Source organism: Oribacterium sp. WCC10 (assembly GCF_900113415.1).
GTDB lineage: Bacteria > Bacillota > Clostridia > Lachnospirales > Lachnospiraceae > Oribacterium.
The window spans coordinates 99,001-117,470 of sequence record NZ_FOPH01000006.1; the positions used below are offsets into that span (position 1 = coordinate 99,001).

Sequence of the window (18,470 nt, forward strand, 5' to 3'; positions counted from 1 at the left end):
TATCAGGAAGGAGCAGCATAATGCATTTTATAACCGAATTTGTCATCAGAAGACCGGTTACCACATTCCTGGCGGTTATCAGTCTCATATTTTTTGGAGTAATGTCCCTTTTAAGTCAGAAGATGGAACTTATGTCCAATATAGATGTTCCGATGATCATCATAACCACAACCTACAATGGAGCATCTCCTGAGGATGTGGATGAAATTATTTCAACACCTATTGAAGAGGGGGTTTCTGTACTTTCGGATGTAAAAAAAGTTACGTCCAAATCTTCTGAAAACTATGGATTTACCATGGTTCAGTATGAGTATGGTACAGATATGGATAAGGCTTACGATGAGCTGAAAAAGAAGATTGATGCAGTAAAGACGAAATTTCCGGATGGTGTAAATGATCCGAATGTCCTTACCATGAATGTTAGTGAACAGCCATCCCTTAGCCTTTCTATAGAAAATTCAGCACAGGATAATATGTACAACTATGTTGAAAATGATATTTCCCCTGAGTTTGAAAGCCTTGGCACTGTGGCAAGTGTATCTCTTTCCGGCGGACAGAAGCAGTATGTAAGCATAGAACTTATACCTGAAAAGCTAAAACAGTATGGCCTTAGTATGTCAACTGTAGCATCAACTGTAGCAGGGGCTGATTTTGCACTTCCTGCAGGTACGACTAATGTTGGTAAGCAGAAGCTTTCAGTAAGTACCGGAAATGATTATGACGACGTCAGCTCTCTTGGAAATATTCCCATAACAACTGGAAACGGAAATACTGTTTACTTAAGTGATATTGCAAAGATAAATCTAAGTCTCAAAGATCAGGAGGCGATAGGAAGATATAACGGTCAGGATACTATCATGCTTGATCTTACAAAGAAACAGAGTGAGTCGGCAGTTAATATGTCCAATCAGGCTAAAAAGCTCATAGCCGAGCTTGAAGCGAGAGATGAGAATCTTAAGATTCATATTATTGATGATGACTCAGTCAGCATACTAAACTCATTGACTTCTGTATTCGAGACTATGATTATGGCTATCGTTATTTCCATGATTGTCATAATACTGTTTTTCGGAGATATGAAGGCTTCCCTTATTGTTGGTACTTCTATCCCTATTTCCATACTTACAGCGCTTGTAGCTATGTGGGCTATGGGATACTCACTTAATATGGTAACCATGTCCTCACTTGTTCTTGGTGTAGGTATGATGGTTGATAACTCCATAGTTGTACTTGAAGCCTGCTTCAGATCCATGGACAAATATACAACTGCCGGATTAAAAACAAGACAGACTGCAGCGCTGGATTCTGTAAAAACAGTTGGTGAGTCTGTTTTGGGTTCAACCTTAACCACCTGTGTAGTTTTCCTGCCGCTTGGATTCATGAAGGGACTTATGGGACAGTTTTTCGCACCACTTGGATTTACCATTGTGTTCTGTATGCTGTCTTCTCTTATTTCGGCAATATCCATAGTTCCGCTTTGTTTTGTTATATATAAGCCTTCAGAGAATTCTCATGCTCCTGCTCATTCTGCCATTCAAAGAATGCAGGTTGTTTACAGAGGTATCATTGATAAGCTTCTTAATCACAGAGTTCTTGTTCTCGCTGTTTCTATCGGGCTGTTTGTTGCTTCTCTCGGCTTCTTGAAATATATCAAGGTAGAGATGATGCCGGCGACTGATGACGGTAAGATAACCATCACTGCGGAAACGAGATCCGGTCTTAAAATAGAGGAGATAAATAAAATACTTCTTAAAATAGAGGATGTGGTTTCAAAGGATCCTGATACAAAGAGTTACAGAGTATCTTCAGGTGGCTCCAGTATACAGTCAATGTATTACGGAAGCAGTTCTACGGTTACAGTTGAGCTTATTAAAAACAGGAGCATGAAGACAAAGGATAAGGCTACTTACTATCGTAAGATTTTTGACGGAACACCTGATGCAGTCATTTCCGTTAAAGCCAATAACTCCATGTCAAGTATGTCAACTTCCAAAGATAATTACGAGGCAATTTTGCAGTCTTCAAACTACAATAGTCTGAAGGAGGCATCAAAACAGATAGTTGAAGAACTTCAGACAAGAAATGATGTTACTGCGGTACATTCTTCACTTGAGAATGCAGCCCCCCTTATCAAAATTCATGTGGATCCGATAAAAGCAAATGCAGAGGGTCTGACGCCTTCAGGTGTAGGAAATCAGCTTTATAATATGATATCCGGTAAGAAGGCCATGACAATGCAGATAGATGGACAGAATACGGATGTTACAGTGGAGTATCCTAAGGATGAGTATGATAATGTAGAAAAGATAAAGGATATCTTCCTTACAACACCGACAGGTGCCCAGGTACAGCTTAAAGACATAAGTGATGTTGTATTTGAGGATTCACCGGCATCAATTAACAGAGTTGACAAGAAGTACAACGTAACTATCAAGGCGGAATATACGACCAATGCGGATCAGATGTCCAGAATGCGTATCAATCAGGAAGTTATTTCAAAATATCTTACTAATGGTGTAACAATGGGTGTTAATTCATCTGATCAGTCACAGAGTGAAGAGTTTTCATCCTTTGGTGGAGCTCTTGTTATCGCGGTATTCCTTATCTGGGTAGTAATGGCGGCACAGTTTGAGTCCATGAGATTCTCTTTCATGGTTATGACCACACTTCCACTTGCTTTGATAGGTTCATTCGCACTTTTGTGGCTTTCCGATTCATCTATTTCAATGGTTTCGCTTCTTGGATTTATGATGCTTATCGGTACGGTTGTTAATAACGGTATCCTATATGTTGATACTGTTAACCAGTACAGGATGGCGATGCCAAGAAGGCGTGCCCTTATAGAAGCCGGTGCTACGAGACTGAGACCTATCCTTATGACTACTCTTACAACTGTTCTGTCGATGATTCCTATGGCGATAGGTATCGGAGATAATGGTGAGATGATGAAGGGACTCGCCATAGTAGATGTGGGCGGTCTTACGGCATCTACCATTCTTGCTCTCCTAGTTCTTCCTGTTTACTATACAGTGATGGATAAAAATAAAAAGAACGTGGATAAGGATGTTCCGGGACCTGGATATATGGAAGGAAAGAAACCTTCCGAGTACTATCAGAAGAAAGCTGCAGAAGAATGGGAAAGGTATGGAACACCTGATGATGATCCTTCAGGAGATGAGGAGTCTCCACTGGATGATGGAGATTTCTCTGATGGATTTCCGGACTGATGATTATAAATATACTACTTACTTTTGATACTTACTCACCATGTGTTTTGGATAATTTGATCAGGTAGGCAGTGTTTGAATGAGATATCCCGGAAAAAAGTATTTTTTCGGGATATTTTTGTTTATTTAACATAGAGTAAACATTTACTGACTAAGATGCTTCATGTGAGCCAATAAAACAGTTTTAACGGGAGGGTTATTAATGATACTTAGTGAAAAAAAACTGGCTATGGTCATGGTGGGAGTGATGATTATAGAGTCATTTGCAGCAGTTGCAGCAGAGCGAGCAACAATTGACTATGCTCCGAGACAGACTTCCTATGAAAGAGAAAGAACGGCAGAGGAGTGGGCAAGATTGCGCGATAACAACCTTGAATGGGATGAGATAAGAGATTTAGTTCATGAGTACAATCCTACTGTATCCGCAATATGGATAAACTACAGAGATAATAATGATACAGGAACATATGATCTTGATTATGATGCAGTTATCAGCAATATTGAAAGTGTATATGACAACGCTTTGGGTATAAGTGATGCCGGGGACGCATCGGCAGAACTTGCCAGAAAGCAGTCTCTTGCAAGCGTGGATACCGTCATACAGAATTCTGACAGGCAGATTGTTACGCTTGGATATAAGAAAACAGAGGTGACAACAGCAGAAGCTATAAAGCAGCAGATAATCGGAATATATACTTCAGATCTTAATGCAAAGCTTAACGAACTAACCATCAAACAGAATCAGAATCTCCTTGAGCAGACAATGAGAAAAAAGCAGGTTGGTTCTGCGACTGAACTTGATGTCATGACTGCGGAGAAAGCGTTGAAAGATGCAGAAGCTGCACTACAGACTTCTGTGGCGGATCATACAAAGACAAAGCAGACGGTGCTGGTAAATCTTGGTTGGACTTATAATGCTGAGCCTGTGATATGCGATGTTCCGGAAGTCAGCAATGATATGATAACCATGATTAATCTTGAAAATGATATAGCTCAGGCCATGGAGAAAAGCTATACACTGAAGATAGATGAAAGGAAGCTTTCTTTGGCAGAGTCTGACGGAACTATAAGCAGTTCATCCATCACTCTCGGAACTGATAAAAATCAGGTGAAGTCGGATATGACGGCTAAGTACAATGCTTTGATAACTGCGTTGAATGCTTATGAGAAACAGCAGCTGAATGAAACAAATCTTCAGCAGACGCTTGATAAGACCACAAGAAGTTATGCATCCGGTGCTGCAAGTCTGAGAGATCTTGAGACTGCTCAATATAATTATGAGTCTGCCAAGATCAATACTGAACTCAAGAAGTATGCAGTTCAGGCCGCTTACTTTACTTATTGTTCCTACAGAGACGGTCTTGCGGGCAGTGGTTCATCATCATGATGAAGGGTTTGAAAAAGAACGTTTGTGTTTACAGAAACAAAGGTAACAAACAGATCAGGTAATCCGGAAAGGAAAATCCGATATCGAAATGAGATAATAGGATATGAGATTATATGAAGAAAAGAATTATAGCATGTGTTCTCACTGCTTCCATGCTTGGAACATTGGCATCAGGAACAGTGATGGCAGAAACAACAAAGAAGCCTGGAACAAGAGTTGTGATTAATGTTACAGATCCTTTTTCGTCTGAAACCGGTCTCACGGGAGTGGATTCACAGGGAAGACCTAATGGTATGGATGATGAGACATGGGCAAGACTTCAGGATAATGTGATTGATTATGATGAAATTCCGGATCTTGTGGAATACAGAAGTGTCATCGCCAGGCAGCAGACAGCGGCGATAGATAACTATGCAGTCAATATGAATCAGATTATAGATTCTATCAGCGATTCAATAGGTGACATGAATGCGGAGATAACGGATCTCAGAGAAAAAAGAAATGAAGAGACAGATGCCGCAAAGAAGGCTGAGTATGATGCTATGATAAAACTGTACAACAGTATGATAAGTGCCAGCGGAACAGATAATTATGGCATTGTTTCAACAGATGAAACGGGGAATGTCACGAAAACAACAATGAGCGTACAGAAAGCGACAGCTCAGGGGTCGCTGACAAAACTTGTAAGTTCCATTAAAAAGAACATGCATGCCACCAAAGTTTCCATGATAAGCGGTATGAATTCAGCGTTTCTGGGATATCAAAGTCTTTTGGAACTTAACAGGATGTATCAGAAGCAGGTGGATATGTACAGGACCATGTACGATGCGGTATTAAGGCAGCAGGCTGTGGGATCCGCAACGGCTGCTGATGTCAGATCTGCAGAAATCAGTCTCAGAGAGGCGGAACTAAACCTTTCAGGCAACAATGAATCTCTTCGCAGTATAAAGGAGAATATGGCATTGTTACTTGGATGGGATATATCCGAGGTTGCCAATGTTTCCATAGGCGTAATGCCTCAGTATGATGCAACATATATTGCTTCCAGGGATTTGAATGCCGATATTGAAACGGCACGAATGTACAATGTGAGTTATGGATCTGCAGCTGCTATGAAAAAGCCGGATATAACCGGTTATTCAGAGGCGGATATAAAGAGAAATTCGACAAAAGAGAATCTTAATATCACCATGAATTCGCTTTACAATACTGCACTTCAGGCAGGGAGTGAATACGATGCGGCTCTTGCAGGTTATATGGTTGCGGCAAGGCAGAAGGATGCGGCTGAGCGAAGTTATGCTGCCGGACTTGTCGGAAATTCTCAATATGCCGGAGCTGTTACCCAGTATATAGCATCAGAGGCACAGGCCAATATTTCGGCCATCAATGCATCATCTGCAGTTTTAAACTATCAGGCTGCTTTAAAGGGATATGTCTAAGGCGGTGAAGAACCACCGAATATGTGTTGATTGATTCGTACGAAACAGATCATATCTTTGATCGATGTTCTTTTTTGAAGTGTCATGAAGCAATCACTTATAAGGTCCGTATCGGAGATAGCTTCGGTACGGACCTAGTCGTTTTTTAGAGTATATTAATGCATTTACCCTTGTGTTATACTCCTTGACAGCAGTTCAATTTGAGCTTAAAATACAAAATATCGCAAAACGTATGTTTTATGGAGGACACACATGGCTAAGACCAGTAAAGCCCCGGTTAATATGAACCAGGATCATGAAGAGAAATTAAAGGCACTGGATGTTGCCTTGACACAGATAGAAAAAAACTTTGGTAAGGGTTCGGTTATGAAGCTGGGAGATTCAGCAGCAAGCTTCAACATAGAGACCATACCTACAGGCTCACTCTCTTTGGATATTGCTCTTGGAGCAGGCGGATTTCCAAAGGGAAGAATCATTGAGATATACGGACCTGAGTCTTCAGGTAAGACAACACTTGCATTACATGCAGTTGCAGAGGTTCAGAAGCGTGGAGGCATAGCAGGATTTATCGATGCCGAGCATGCACTTGACCCTAAGTATGCTCAGGATATCGGAGTTGATATCGATGATCTCTATATCTCTCAGCCGGATTCGGGAGAACAGGCTCTTGAGATTGCTGAGACTATGGTGCGTTCAGGTGCTATGGATATACTTGTTATCGACTCTGTTGCAGCTCTTGTGCCAAAGGCCGAGATAGATGGAGAGATGGGGGATTCTCATGTAGGACTTCAGGCAAGACTCATGTCACAGGCTCTTCGTAAGCTTACAGCTATCATAGCGAAGTCAAACTGTATACTCATCTTCATCAACCAGCTTCGTGAGAAGGTAGGTGTTATGTTTGGAAGCCCTGAAACTACAACAGGTGGACGCGCACTTAAGTTCTATGCATCTGTGAGACTTGATATACGTCGAGTTGAGACGTTGAAGCAGAATGGAGATGCTTCAGGTAACCGTGTAAGAGTTAAGGTTGTCAAGAATAAGATCGCTCCCCCTTTCAAACAGTGTGAGTTCGATATTATGTTTGGAGAAGGTATATCCAAATCAGGTGATGTGCTTGATCTTGCGGTCAATGAGAACATTATTGATAAGTCCGGCGCATGGTTTGCGTATAACGGTGAAAAGATAGGTCAGGGTCGTGAGAATGCAAAGGAGTTCCTGAAGGCAAATCCTAAGATCATGGCAGAGGTTGAAGGCAAGGTTCGAGAGAAGTACGGACTTCCTAAGGATGATTTTGAGGAGACTGAAGCTGATTCTTCAGAAGAAACTGAAAACTAAGATATAAATAGATGCCGGACATCCCGAGTAGGGATGATCCGGCTATTCTTAACTGTATAGAGTGGACAATCAGACTGAAATATGCGCTATTTAAATAGTAGGATGGCAAAATATTACGATAAAAGGAGTATTGAGTTGAAAACACTGGATGATTTATTGAAGGATTACCCACAGGAAGTATCTAAGTACAATATGGATCCTGGTAAGATGACGGAGCATGACAAACTTCTTAACCGGTGTAAAGAGAGGTGCCTGTATCTTCTTGAGCAATCCGCTAAAACAGAATCAAGGATCAGAGAAAAACTCGTCAAGTCGGGAAAGTATGACGAAGATATAATTGATGAGGCTATTGATTTCCTGAAGAAATATGACTATATCAATGACCTTCGGTTCGCTCAACAACTCATAAAGCAGTATTCCGGTACAAAATCTTTGCGGGAGATAGAACAGAAACTTTATCAAAGAGGAGTTGAAAAGAGATGCATTAAGGCGGCCATATCTTCTTTCAAGGAGAATGAGGAATTGTCCGGAGATATGGAGATGAAAGCTGTCAAAGCAGCAATAAGAAAGAAATATAAAGATACGTCATGTCTTTCTCCGGATGAGAAAAGAAAACTGTATGCATCACTTATGAGGAAAGGTTTTTCTTATAGGCTTGTTTCCAAGGCATTATCCATAGATGAAGACTACGATTGAACAGGTTTAACGGATGAATATGATTTCGAAATATAAAAGCAATACAGACAGGGTAATTGTTACATTTGGAGTTGTGTTTCTGATGATGGAGATCTGGAAACAGATTATGATTTGGAAGGTCGAGTTTGGAGGAAGGTATGAGATATGGTATTTTCCGTTTCAGCTTTGCTCTATGCCTATGTATCTTTGCCTCCTGTATATGGCTTTGAAAGAGATTAAGTGTACGAAAAGATTTAGAGCTGCGATACTCACTTTCATACGGGATTATGGATTTCTTGGCGGAATTATGGCACTCATAGTGCATGACGGTCTTATTCACCAGGGATTTCCGTTATTGACGGCCCACGGATTTATATGGCATGTGCTTATGCTATTGTTGTCGATATATATTTCGTTTAAACATATATCGCTTAAGGGAAATTCAGGATTTGCAAGTACACTTCCGCTTTTTATGATTCTGTCAGTCATTGCAGAGGTTATAAATGTCATTTTCCACAATTTTGGTGATTGTGATATGTTCTATATTTCTCCCTATCATAACAGTTCTCAGATGATTTTTGATGATATCGATTCCGTGATAGGCAGACCGTTGGGAATTATAGTTTATCTTATATCAGTGTGTGCCGGAGCATTTGTAGTTCATTTTGTCCTAGATGCATTTTTTGAAGCGAGGGTGAATAATGAAACAAGATGAAAATAAATTGTTGACAATCTAAAATGGATTGTGTACAATCAAAATGTAAGTTAGATTTAATTAACAAGGACACTAATATCCGGGATATTAACAGGTTTCTCCCTATGTAGGCTTTGTGTCCGGTGATATAAAGACGTTGATTATACGCTCTTTCTCCATGGATTTGTCGGGGCGACGGCGTTGTAAAGGAAGGAGGATTTTTTATGTATGATATAATAATTGTCGGAGCCGGCACAGCCGGACTGTCAGCTGCCATATATACGGTTAGAGCAGGAAAGTCGGTACTTGTGCTGGAAGCATCAGCATATGGTGGCCAAATTATAAATACACCGGATATCGAAAACTATCCGGGTATAGCACATATTTCGGGATTTGATTTTGCAACCGGTCTTTACAATCAGGCCAAAGACCTGGGGGCCGAGATAAAGTTCGAGAAAGTTGTCGGTATAGAGACAGATGGATCTGAGAAGGTTATTAAAACATCTCAGAGAGAGTACAGGGCTAAGGCTGTTATTCTTGCAACCGGAGCCAGAAATCGTTCCCTCGGACTTCCGGATGAGAAGGAACTTGTCGGTAAAGGCATTTCCTACTGTGCTACTTGTGACGGAATGTTTTATCGAAACAGGGTTGTTGCTGTAAGTGGTGGAGGAAATACCGCTATAGAGGATGCACAGTTCCTTTCTAACTACTGTGCAAAGGTTTATGTGGTTCATCGCAGGGATAAGTTCAGAGCGGATCAGAAAGAAGTGGAACGCCTTAAAGCAAAAGACAATGTTGAATTCATTTTGAACAGTAACATAACAAAACTGATTTCCGATGATATGGGGCTTACGGCTATAGAAGTTACGGATAAAAACAGCAATGATGTTAAGAACATTGAGGTATCCGGGCTGTTCGTTGCCATTGGGCAGGCGCCTGACAATTCTTCATTTGAAAATCTGGTGAAGCTTGACGAAAAGGGCTATATAGAGGCCGGAGAAGATCTTAAAACAGGAACTGATGGTATTTACACAGCAGGAGACTGCCGGACAAAGTCAGTAAGACAACTTACTACAGCGGCATCTGACGGAGCGGTGGCTGCACTTGCTGCCTGCGGATATATTGATTCATTGTGATTAAAGGAGAAGATCATGACAAATATTTTTGATATTAAGGTTTTAGATAAGGATAGAAATGAAACAACACTTTCTGAGTACAAGGGAAAGGTTCTTCTTATTGTGAATACAGCAACAGAGTGTGGTTTTACACCACATTATGAGCAGCTTCAGTCTATGTATGAGAAGTATAAGGATGAAGGGCTTGTGATTCTTGATTTTCCGTGCGACCAGTTCGGGCATCAGGCACCGGGAACAGAGCAGGAAATAGCCAAATTCTGTTCAAGCCGTTTTGGGGTTAATTTCCCTATGTATGCAAAAATTGATGTAAATGGTGAGAAGGAGACAGAACTATTCAGATACCTTAAGGATGCACAGGGCTTCAAGGGGTTCGGAGAGGGGAAGACTGCTGAGTTTATGAAGGGTTTTGTGGCTAAGGAACATCCTGATTATGAGTCTACCTCAGATATTAAGTGGAATTTTACAAAATTTCTTATTGACAGAGACGGACAGGTCATTGATAGATTTGAACCCACTATGGATATGGCTCTTGTAGAAGAAAAGGTAGCATCAGTTATTAAAAAAAGGTAAACAACTATTCTATTTTGTGAAATATAATTGCATGTATCAATCGGTTGTGATACTATATCGGCGATTTAAGATATTTACACTGTGTCGTGTAAAAATATAGGTATAGAACAGGATGATTGGAATGGCAGATAAGTATGAGTCATTAAAAATCGAAAATCAATTATGTTTTCCGCTTTATGCATGTGCAAAAGAAGTAGTGCGGAGGTATAAACCTTTTTTAGACAGATTGGATCTCACATATACTCAGTACATAGTTATGATGGTTATGTGGGATAAGAAGAGAGTGAATGTTAAGGAACTGGGAGAGAATCTTTATCTTGACTCCGGTACACTTACGCCGCTTCTTAAACGTCTTGAAACGAAGGGACTTATAAAAAGAGAACGGTCTCATGAGGATGAGCGCGCATTGGATGTGAGTATAACCCCAAAGGGCGAGATGCTGAGAGAGGATGCGGTTCAGGTTCCTGAGGAGATGGGAAGCTGTATAAAGCTTACTAAAGAAGAGGCTTCGACCCTGTATCGCCTGTTATACAAGACTCTTGACTGTGTAGAAGAGTCAATGAAACAAAAGTAGATTTCAAGTCGCTAAATCCTTGATTTAGCGGCTTTTTTTCTGACTTTTACAGTCTTTCGGGACCGCCCCTTTTTATTGACAGTGACTGTTATTTTATATAAAATGTAATGGTTAAGTTAAGATTATATTGATGACAATATAACTTTATATATAAATAGAATTGGACAGGGTTAAGACAGGTAACATGAGTTTTAGCTTTTTCACATATCTGTTTGTACATTAACAACAAAATAGTGAAGGAGGTACACAAAGTGTCCCCATTTGTAATTACAGCTCTTATAGCAGCGGCTGCTGTTTTGGGCATAGCTATGTTTCTTGCCGGTCAAAATAAAGCAAAGTCTGATTATGAGAAGGTAGTTGGGTCTGCTGAACAGAAGTCCAGAGAAATCATAGATGATGCTATAAGAACAGCTGAGAACAAGAAACGTGAAGCTCTTCTGGAGACAAAGGAAGAGGCATTAAAAGCAAAAAATGACTTGGATAAGGAAATCAAAGACCGTCGTAAAGAGGTATCAGATCTCGAACACAGGATGTTGAAGAGAGACGAGGCTTCTGAAAAGAAGGCTGCCAATCTCGAGCAGAAGGAGCAGGAACTCCAGAAGCGTCAGGATAAGATAAACAAGAGAGAAGTAGAAGTTGAGGAACTTCATAATCAGAAGGTGACAGAGCTTGAGAGAGTGTCAGGTCTCACAAGAGATCAGGCAAAAGCAGAACTTCTCAAGTCTCTTGAGGAAGATACAAAGCATGATTACGCCATGATGATTCGTGAGCTTGATAATCAGGCGAAGGAAGATGCAGAGAAGAATGCACGAAACTATATCGTGGATGCGATACAGAGATGTGCAGCTGATCAGGTTACTGAGTCTACAGTATCTGTAGTACAGCTTCCTAACGATGAGATGAAAGGACGTATCATCGGAAGAGAGGGTCGTAACATACGTACACTTGAGCAGCTTACCGGAGTAGAGCTTATAGTTGATGATACACCGGAGGCGGTAGTCCTTTCAGGATTTGATCCTGTAAGAAGAGAAGTTGCAAGAATAGCTCTTGAGAAGCTTATAGTTGACGGCCGTATTCATCCAGCAAGGATAGAGGAAGTTGTTGAAAAGGCTCAGAAGGAAGTCGATGAGACTATCCGTGAGGAGGGAGAGGCAGCAGTACTTGAAGTTGGTGTACATGGTCTCAATCCGGAACTTGTAAAGCTTCTTGGTCGTATGAAGTTCAGAACATCTTATGGACAGAATGCTCTCAGACATTCTGTTGAGGTGGCACAGATTTCTGGACTCCTTGCAGAAGAACTTGGACTTGATGTTCGTATGGCCAAGAGAGCCGGTCTGCTTCATGACATAGGTAAAGCTATAGATCATGATGTGGAGGGTACACATGTTCAGCTTGGCGTTGAGCTTTGCAAGAAGTATCATGAGCCTGAAGTAGTTGTTAACACGGTTGCTTCGCACCACGGTGGTACAGAGCCAACATCACTTGTGGCTTGTATCGTAGCTGCAGCAGATGCGATTTCAGCAGCAAGACCGGGCGCAAGACGTAAGTCGCTTGAGACTTATACAAATCGTCTTAAGGAACTTGAGGATATTACAAACTCATACAAGGGTGTTGAAAAGTCCTTCGCGGTTCAGGCCGGTAGAGAGGTTCGTATCATGGTTGTTCCAGATCAGGTATCAGATGATGATATGACTATCATGGCACATGATATGGCAAAGCAGATTCAGGATCAGATGCAGTATCCTGGAGTAATAAAGGTAAATATCATTCGTGAGTCAAGAGCAGTTGACTACGCAAAGTGATTTAAAATGGTCTGCACGCCATTCTGGCGTACAGACCATTTTTGTATTAACAGATCAGGATATATTTGAATAGAATTACTTGAGGAATACAACAGGATAAGCGGAAAAAGAAATTATCGGATTTTATAATTGGCTAATGTTAGATACAATCAAACAAGTTGAAAGTAAACCATTGCCTTTTTGGCGTTGGTTTGGTAAAAACTATCTAACAAATGTAAACAAAAATGAGGAGACCCCGGTTGGCTCTCGCCAAACCGGGGCAATTATGAAAAATTTTATATTGGGAAAAATAACCACAAATTAGAAGAAACAGTCGAAGCGTTTGTTCATATTTGCTATGATATTAATGATAGTATCGAATTGTGAATAATTTATGAACAAAAATTAAATATTTTAATTTGTATTGAACGATTTAAGTGTCAAAAGAGGCAACAGAGCATTGTATTGATTTCTGATACTTATATTGTCAGGTCCCTGTAAACATGCGAATCATATTTCGCAATTTGATCGGAGGTTGTATGGCAAAAGAAAAAAATAAGATTTCACATAATACTGAACGAGAGGTGTTGGTTACAGGTCACAGAAATCCTGATTCGGACTCCATATGTGCAGCAATTGCATATGCAAGATTAAAAAACAAAATTACTGATTCAGAGAGATATGTTCCTTGTCGTGCCGGTGAGATTTCAAGAGAAACAGCATTTGTTCTCGATTACTTCAAAGTAAAAGAGCCAAGACTCATAACAACGGTGAAGACACAGGTGAGTGATATTGAGTATCGCAAGACACCTGGAGTGGACAGAGACATGTCACTTAAGAAGGCATGGACGCTTATGAATGAGGGAAGCTTCGTTACGCTTCCTGTAGTTACAGCTCACAATACCCTTGAAGGTGTCATAACCATTGGCGATATTGCAAAGTCATATTTCAATGTTTATGATTCACATATTATTTCCAAGGCACACACCAAGTTTGCCAACATTCAGGAGACTCTGGAAGCTACGGTTGTGACAGGTGACATGAGCCGTTGCTGTACAGACGGTAAGGTGCTTATCGCTGCAGCCAATCCGGAGATGATGTCTTATTATATAGAGAAACACGATATAGTTATCCTTGGAAACAGAGCTGAGAGCCAGCTTTCTGCCATGGATAACGGAGCTGACTGTATCATCATTTGCGAAGGTGCAAATGTTTCACCGACCATCAAGAGTCTTGCGGAAGCAAATGGCATGATTATCATGGTTACAAGCTATGATGCGTATACAGCGGCAAGACTTATAAACCAGTCCATGCCTATCAGCTATTTTATGACTACAGATGGGCTTATCACGTTTACAGAGGATGACTTCGTTGATGATATGAGAGATATCATGGCGTCCAAGAGACATCGTGACTTTCCTATAATGGCCAAGGATGGAGCATATCTTGGAATGGTATCTCGTAGAAATCTCCTTGGTAATCATGGCAAGCAGGTTATACTTGTGGATCATAATGAACCCGGGCAGGCTGTTGAGGGTATTGAGGCGGCTGATATCCTTGAGATCATAGACCACCATAAGATTGCAACTGTACAGACTATGTCTCCGGTTTATTTCCGAAATCAGCCGCTTGGTTGCTGTTCAACCATCATCACTCAGATGTATAAGGAGAACAATATCGAAATCGATACCCAGACTGCAGGACTTCTTATGTCTGCGATCATTTCCGATACACTCCTTTTCCGATCACCGACATGTACTCCTCTTGATGAGAAAACAGGAAGAGAACTGGCAGAAATTGCAGGTGTTGATATAGAGAAGTATGCATTCTCGATGTTTTCGGCCGGCTCCAATCTTAAGGGTAAGACTGTAAAGGAAATTTTCTATCAGGACTTCAAGCATTTCAGTGCGGGAAAGGTTGAGTTTGGTGTAAGTCAGGTAACAAGTCTTAACAAGGATGAGCTTGAAGAGTTCAAGGACGGGCTTGAGGATTTTGCGAACAATGCACTCAAGGTTGAGGGAATTGACATGAGCTTCATCATGCTAACCAATATTCTTGACAGAAGTACAGATCTTCTTGCAGTCGGTCAGGGGGCAGGGAAGCTTATTGCCAATGCCTTTGGCGTAGAACCTGTCAGAAGGGAAGCAAAGGACGGAAATACAGAGGACTGTTGGTCAGTTATACTTCCGGGCGTGGTATCAAGAAAGAAGCAGCTTGTTCCGCCACTTACACTTTTTGCTGAGCAGATGTGATGACATAAATCTTGAGAGGAGATCAGGATCCGATGAACCTTACAATGACAGGCATGCCGGCCAGCGGTAAATCAACTATCGGAGTTATGCTGGCAAAGCGACTTGGTATGAGCTTTGTTGACATAGATATACTTATCCAGGAAAAAACCGGAAAACTTCTTAAGGAGTTGATTGTCGAAAACGGTAATGATGGTTTTTTGAAGATAGAAGGAGATATAGCAGCAGACCTTGAGACTGTTAATTCCATTATTGCTCCAGGAGGCTCTATATGCTATGAAGATTGGGCTATGGATCATTTGAAGCAGATCGGAAAAGTGGTTTATCTCAAGATTTCCTTCGAAGAGATGGCAAAACGCATTGGTAATGTTGTAGATCGGGGAGTTGCCATACCGGAAGGATATTCATTGAAGGATCTCTATGATGAGCGAACCGTTTTGTATGAGAAGTATGCTGATATCACCATAGATGAAAACGGCAAAACAGCAGCTGACATAGTTAATGAGTTGTGCTGCTGGATCTCGGAACAAAATTATAATTGAAGTATTTTGTAAATAATAGTTGAAATATCTGGCGATGCTTACTATCGTAAAACTATTCCTCATTGAGGGTAGAACGTGGTAAGTGTCGCTTTTTTTATGAAACGGAGGGTAGACTTTTGGAGGAAAAACTAAATAAGCGTCTTGTTATCGGTATACTGGCGCATGTTGATGCGGGAAAAACAACATTATCCGAGTGTATCCTTTATGAATCGGGAAAAATACGATCTTTGGGACGCGTTGATAATGGTAGCGCCTATCTTGATACAAACCATATGGAAAAGGAACGTGGCATCACCATTTTTTCAAAGATGGCAACATTTATACTAAAGGATGTCTCAATATCAATGCTTGATACACCGGGACATGTGGATTTTTCGGCTGAAATGGAGAAGACTCTGTCGGTATTGGATTATGCAATCCTTGTAGTGAATGGAGCAGACGGAGTTCAGGGGCATACAGAGACGTTGTGGAGACTTCTTGCAAGGTACGGAGTTCCTGCGTTTATCTTTGTGAACAAGATGGATCAGCCTGGAACGGACAAAGAAAGACTGCTAAGGGAGTTGGAAAAACATTTTGGAAATGCTGTAGTAGATTTTACAGAAGCCGGAGTGTATTCAATGTCTGACAGCCTGAAGGAAAATATTGCCATGTGTGATGAACGTGTCATGGATAGGTATCTTGAACGTGGAGTGCTTGACCCTAAGGATGTTCGTGACATGATATGGGACAGAAAGCTTTTCCCTGTATACTTTGGTTCTGCACTTAAGAACTTTGGAATCAAAGAGTTTCTTGACGGAATATATACATTTACAGAAATACCACTTTATCCTGATGCATTTGGCGCAAAGGTATTCAAAATATCAAAGGATGATGCTGACAGACGTCTGACTTATATGAAGATAACAGGAGGAGAACTTAAGGTCAGAACTGAACTGGTTCCGGGAGAGAAAATATCTGAGATAAGGATATACAGTGGTGCAAAGTATGTGAATACAGATGTAGCCGAAGCGGGTACTGTATGTGCTGTACTTGGAATATCGGGATTAAAGACAGGAGATTCTGTAGGATGTGAACCTAAAGGGAAAGATCCGTCTCTAAAACCGGTGCTTGACTATAATGTGATATCAAAGGATATGGATCAACTGGAGCTTTACAGAAAACTGGAACCACTATCGGATGAATATCCTGAACTCCATATAAACTGGGACAGTAAGCTCAAAGAAATTCATGTTCATCTTATGGGAGAGGTTCAGACGGAGATTCTTAAGAAGTTAGTGAAGGAACGTTTTGACGTTGACATTGAGTTTGGAGAGAGCAAAATACTGTATCTCGAAACCATCGATGAAGCGGTTTCGGGGGTGGGGCACTTTGAACCTTTGAGGCATTATGCTGAAGTGCATTTATTGATGGAACCGTTACCACGGGGATCCGGTCTTCAGTTTAGAGCAGACTGTCCTACGGATGAGCTTCAAATTAACTGGCAGAGACTTGTACTTACACATCTTCGTGAAAAGGAACATGTAGGAGTTCTTACCGGAAGCCCTATAACTGATATCCGATTTACTCTTGTTGCCGGGAGAGCACATCTTAAGCATACAGAGGGCGGAGATTTTAGAGAGGCTACCTATCGTGCGGTCAGACAAGGACTCAGAAAGGCAATAAATGTTCTTCTTGAGCCATACTATGCATTTACTTTGGAGATTCCTCAGGAATATGTGGGAAGGGCAATGACAGACCTGTCTAATATGAATGCAAATTTTGATCCTCCAGAGATAAAGGATGAAGTATCTGTGATAAAAGGGACTGCGGCAGTAACGGCAATGAGGGACTATCACAAAGAAGTTATGGTATATACCAGGGGAAGAGGCCATTTGTTCCTTAGGTTTAACGGCTATGACCGATGCCATGACGCTGAGGAGGTCATTGTGAATTCCGGTTATGATCCTGATGAAGATATTCTCAATCCTTCATCATCTGTATTTTGTGCTCACGGTTCAGGTTTTATAGTTCCGTTTGATCAGGTTGAAAGTTACATGCATGTTGAATCGCCTCTTGATTTTGACGGAGATGTAGAAAAAAGAGATTTTGAAGCTGATGTGGCGAGGCTTGAAAGAAGTGCAGGTTCCGGAAAGAATGACTCTAAATACAAAAACAGCGGTCATTACATTGCTGATCAGGAACTTGAGGATATTTTCATTCGTACATTTGGCCCAATAAAAAATCGTGCCAAGGAAGTTAATCTGGCAAGTGCGAGAACCATTAGAGCAAAAGAGAAGGAAGTAAATAAAGCAGAGAACAGAAGAAGAGTTAAAACTCTTGAGAGGAAGCAGGAATATCTTCTTGTAGACGGATACAATATCATATTTGCATGGGATGATCTTAACGATCTTGCATCTTCCAATATAGATGCTGCGAGAGGCAGGCTGCTGGATATAATGTCTAATTATGCAGGCTACACGGGAAAAACGGTTATTGTGGTGTTTGATGCGTACAGAGTACAGGGACATCAGGTGGAACAGCTTAAATATCACAATATCTATGTTGTTTATACAAAGGAAGCCATGACAGCGGATGAATATATCGAAGAGGAGACGCATGAACTAAAAAAACAGTATTCGGTAACTGTTGCGACTTCAGATAAGGTGGTACAAGTTATAACATGGGGTGCAGGAGCGGTCATTCTGAGTGCTACGAATCTTAAGGAAGAGGTAGAACGTGTGGTGAATGCAGTGAGAAAAGAACATCTTGATACACTTGCCATGTCGGGGAGTATAGGTACAAGGCTTGAACTTCCAAAAGATGTAAACTGATGAAATCATATTCTCATTTAGGTTATTGAGGAATGACTCAACTTTCAGATT

At 41.0% G+C, this 18,470-nt stretch carries 13 protein-coding genes; all 13 read left to right on the forward strand.

All coding sequences use genetic code 11. The features are described from left to right. The first annotated feature begins 20 nt into the window (after positions 1 to 20). The 13 genes from BM294_RS06215 to BM294_RS06275 all read left to right on the forward strand — a co-directional run bounded on the left by BM294_RS06215 (position 21) and on the right by BM294_RS06275 (position 18,419). Positions 21 to 3,227, forward strand: coding sequence for an efflux RND transporter permease subunit (locus BM294_RS06215; RefSeq protein ID WP_091205811.1), 3,207 nt, complete (start codon positions 21 to 23; stop codon positions 3,225 to 3,227). Between the two features lie 202 nt (positions 3,228 to 3,429). Next, positions 3,430 to 4,614: a TolC family protein gene (locus BM294_RS06220; RefSeq protein ID WP_091205813.1), complete on the forward strand. Its 1,185-nt coding sequence runs from the start codon at positions 3,430 to 3,432 to the stop codon at positions 4,612 to 4,614. A 113-nt stretch (positions 4,615 to 4,727) separates the two neighbouring features. Next, positions 4,728 to 6,053, forward strand: coding sequence for a TolC family protein (locus BM294_RS06225; RefSeq protein WP_091205814.1), 1,326 nt, complete (start codon positions 4,728 to 4,730; stop codon positions 6,051 to 6,053). Positions 6,054 to 6,305: 252 nt separating this feature from the next. Next, on the forward strand, positions 6,306 to 7,388 hold the full coding sequence (recA, locus tag BM294_RS06230; protein WP_091205816.1) for a recombinase RecA: 1,083 nt from the start codon (positions 6,306 to 6,308) through the stop codon (positions 7,386 to 7,388). 135 nt (positions 7,389 to 7,523) lie between these two features. Next, entirely contained in the window at positions 7,524 to 8,084 is a 561-nt protein-coding gene (locus BM294_RS06235; RefSeq protein WP_175494555.1) for a regulatory protein RecX, read from the forward strand. A gap of 19 nt (positions 8,085 to 8,103) precedes the next feature. Then, positions 8,104 to 8,778, forward strand: coding sequence for a TMEM164 family acyltransferase (locus BM294_RS06240; RefSeq protein WP_175494557.1), 675 nt, complete (start codon positions 8,104 to 8,106; stop codon positions 8,776 to 8,778). A gap of 203 nt (positions 8,779 to 8,981) precedes the next feature. After that, positions 8,982 to 9,893 (forward strand): NAD(P)/FAD-dependent oxidoreductase, encoded by a 912-nt coding sequence (locus tag BM294_RS06245; RefSeq protein WP_091205821.1) that lies wholly within the window; start codon positions 8,982 to 8,984, stop codon positions 9,891 to 9,893. A gap of 15 nt (positions 9,894 to 9,908) precedes the next feature. Beyond that, the gene (locus tag BM294_RS06250; protein ID WP_091205822.1) at positions 9,909 to 10,463 is read left to right on the forward strand and encodes a glutathione peroxidase; all 555 of its coding nucleotides are present in this window, start codon (positions 9,909 to 9,911) and stop codon (positions 10,461 to 10,463) included. A gap of 121 nt (positions 10,464 to 10,584) precedes the next feature. Continuing rightward, positions 10,585 to 11,037 carry a MarR family winged helix-turn-helix transcriptional regulator gene (locus BM294_RS06255; RefSeq protein ID WP_091205824.1) on the forward strand — a complete coding sequence of 151 codons (453 nt, stop codon included), beginning with the start codon at positions 10,585 to 10,587 and terminating at the stop codon, positions 11,035 to 11,037. A gap of 251 nt (positions 11,038 to 11,288) precedes the next feature. Further along, positions 11,289 to 12,839, forward strand: coding sequence for a ribonuclease Y (gene rny / locus BM294_RS06260; protein ID WP_175494560.1), 1,551 nt, complete (start codon positions 11,289 to 11,291; stop codon positions 12,837 to 12,839). A 518-nt stretch (positions 12,840 to 13,357) separates the two neighbouring features. Beyond that, entirely contained in the window at positions 13,358 to 15,070 is a 1,713-nt protein-coding gene (locus tag BM294_RS06265; RefSeq protein ID WP_091205825.1) for a putative manganese-dependent inorganic diphosphatase, read from the forward strand. 32 nt (positions 15,071 to 15,102) lie between these two features. Then, positions 15,103 to 15,609: a shikimate kinase gene (locus BM294_RS06270; RefSeq protein ID WP_091205827.1), complete on the forward strand. Its 507-nt coding sequence runs from the start codon at positions 15,103 to 15,105 to the stop codon at positions 15,607 to 15,609. 116 nt (positions 15,610 to 15,725) lie between these two features. Then, the gene (locus BM294_RS06275; RefSeq protein WP_175494562.1) at positions 15,726 to 18,419 is read left to right on the forward strand and encodes a translation factor GTPase family protein; all 2,694 of its coding nucleotides are present in this window, start codon (positions 15,726 to 15,728) and stop codon (positions 18,417 to 18,419) included. Positions 18,420 to 18,470: the final 51 nt, after the last annotated feature.

Coding starts and splice junctions, on each gene's coding strand:
- BM294_RS06215 (WP_091205811.1), top strand. CDS start 21: ATGCATTTTATAACCGAATTTGTCATCAGAAGACCGGTTACCACATTC.
- BM294_RS06220 (WP_091205813.1), top strand. CDS start 3,430: ATGATACTTAGTGAAAAAAAACTGGCTATGGTCATGGTGGGAGTGATG.
- BM294_RS06225 (WP_091205814.1), top strand. CDS start 4,728: ATGAAGAAAAGAATTATAGCATGTGTTCTCACTGCTTCCATGCTTGGA.
- recA (WP_091205816.1), top strand. CDS start 6,306: ATGGCTAAGACCAGTAAAGCCCCGGTTAATATGAACCAGGATCATGAA.
- BM294_RS06240 (WP_175494557.1), top strand. CDS start 8,104: ATGATTTCGAAATATAAAAGCAATACAGACAGGGTAATTGTTACATTT.
- BM294_RS06245 (WP_091205821.1), top strand. CDS start 8,982: ATGTATGATATAATAATTGTCGGAGCCGGCACAGCCGGACTGTCAGCT.
- BM294_RS06250 (WP_091205822.1), top strand. CDS start 9,909: ATGACAAATATTTTTGATATTAAGGTTTTAGATAAGGATAGAAATGAA.
- BM294_RS06255 (WP_091205824.1), top strand. CDS start 10,585: ATGGCAGATAAGTATGAGTCATTAAAAATCGAAAATCAATTATGTTTT.
- BM294_RS06265 (WP_091205825.1), top strand. CDS start 13,358: ATGGCAAAAGAAAAAAATAAGATTTCACATAATACTGAACGAGAGGTG.
- BM294_RS06270 (WP_091205827.1), top strand. CDS start 15,103: ATGAACCTTACAATGACAGGCATGCCGGCCAGCGGTAAATCAACTATC.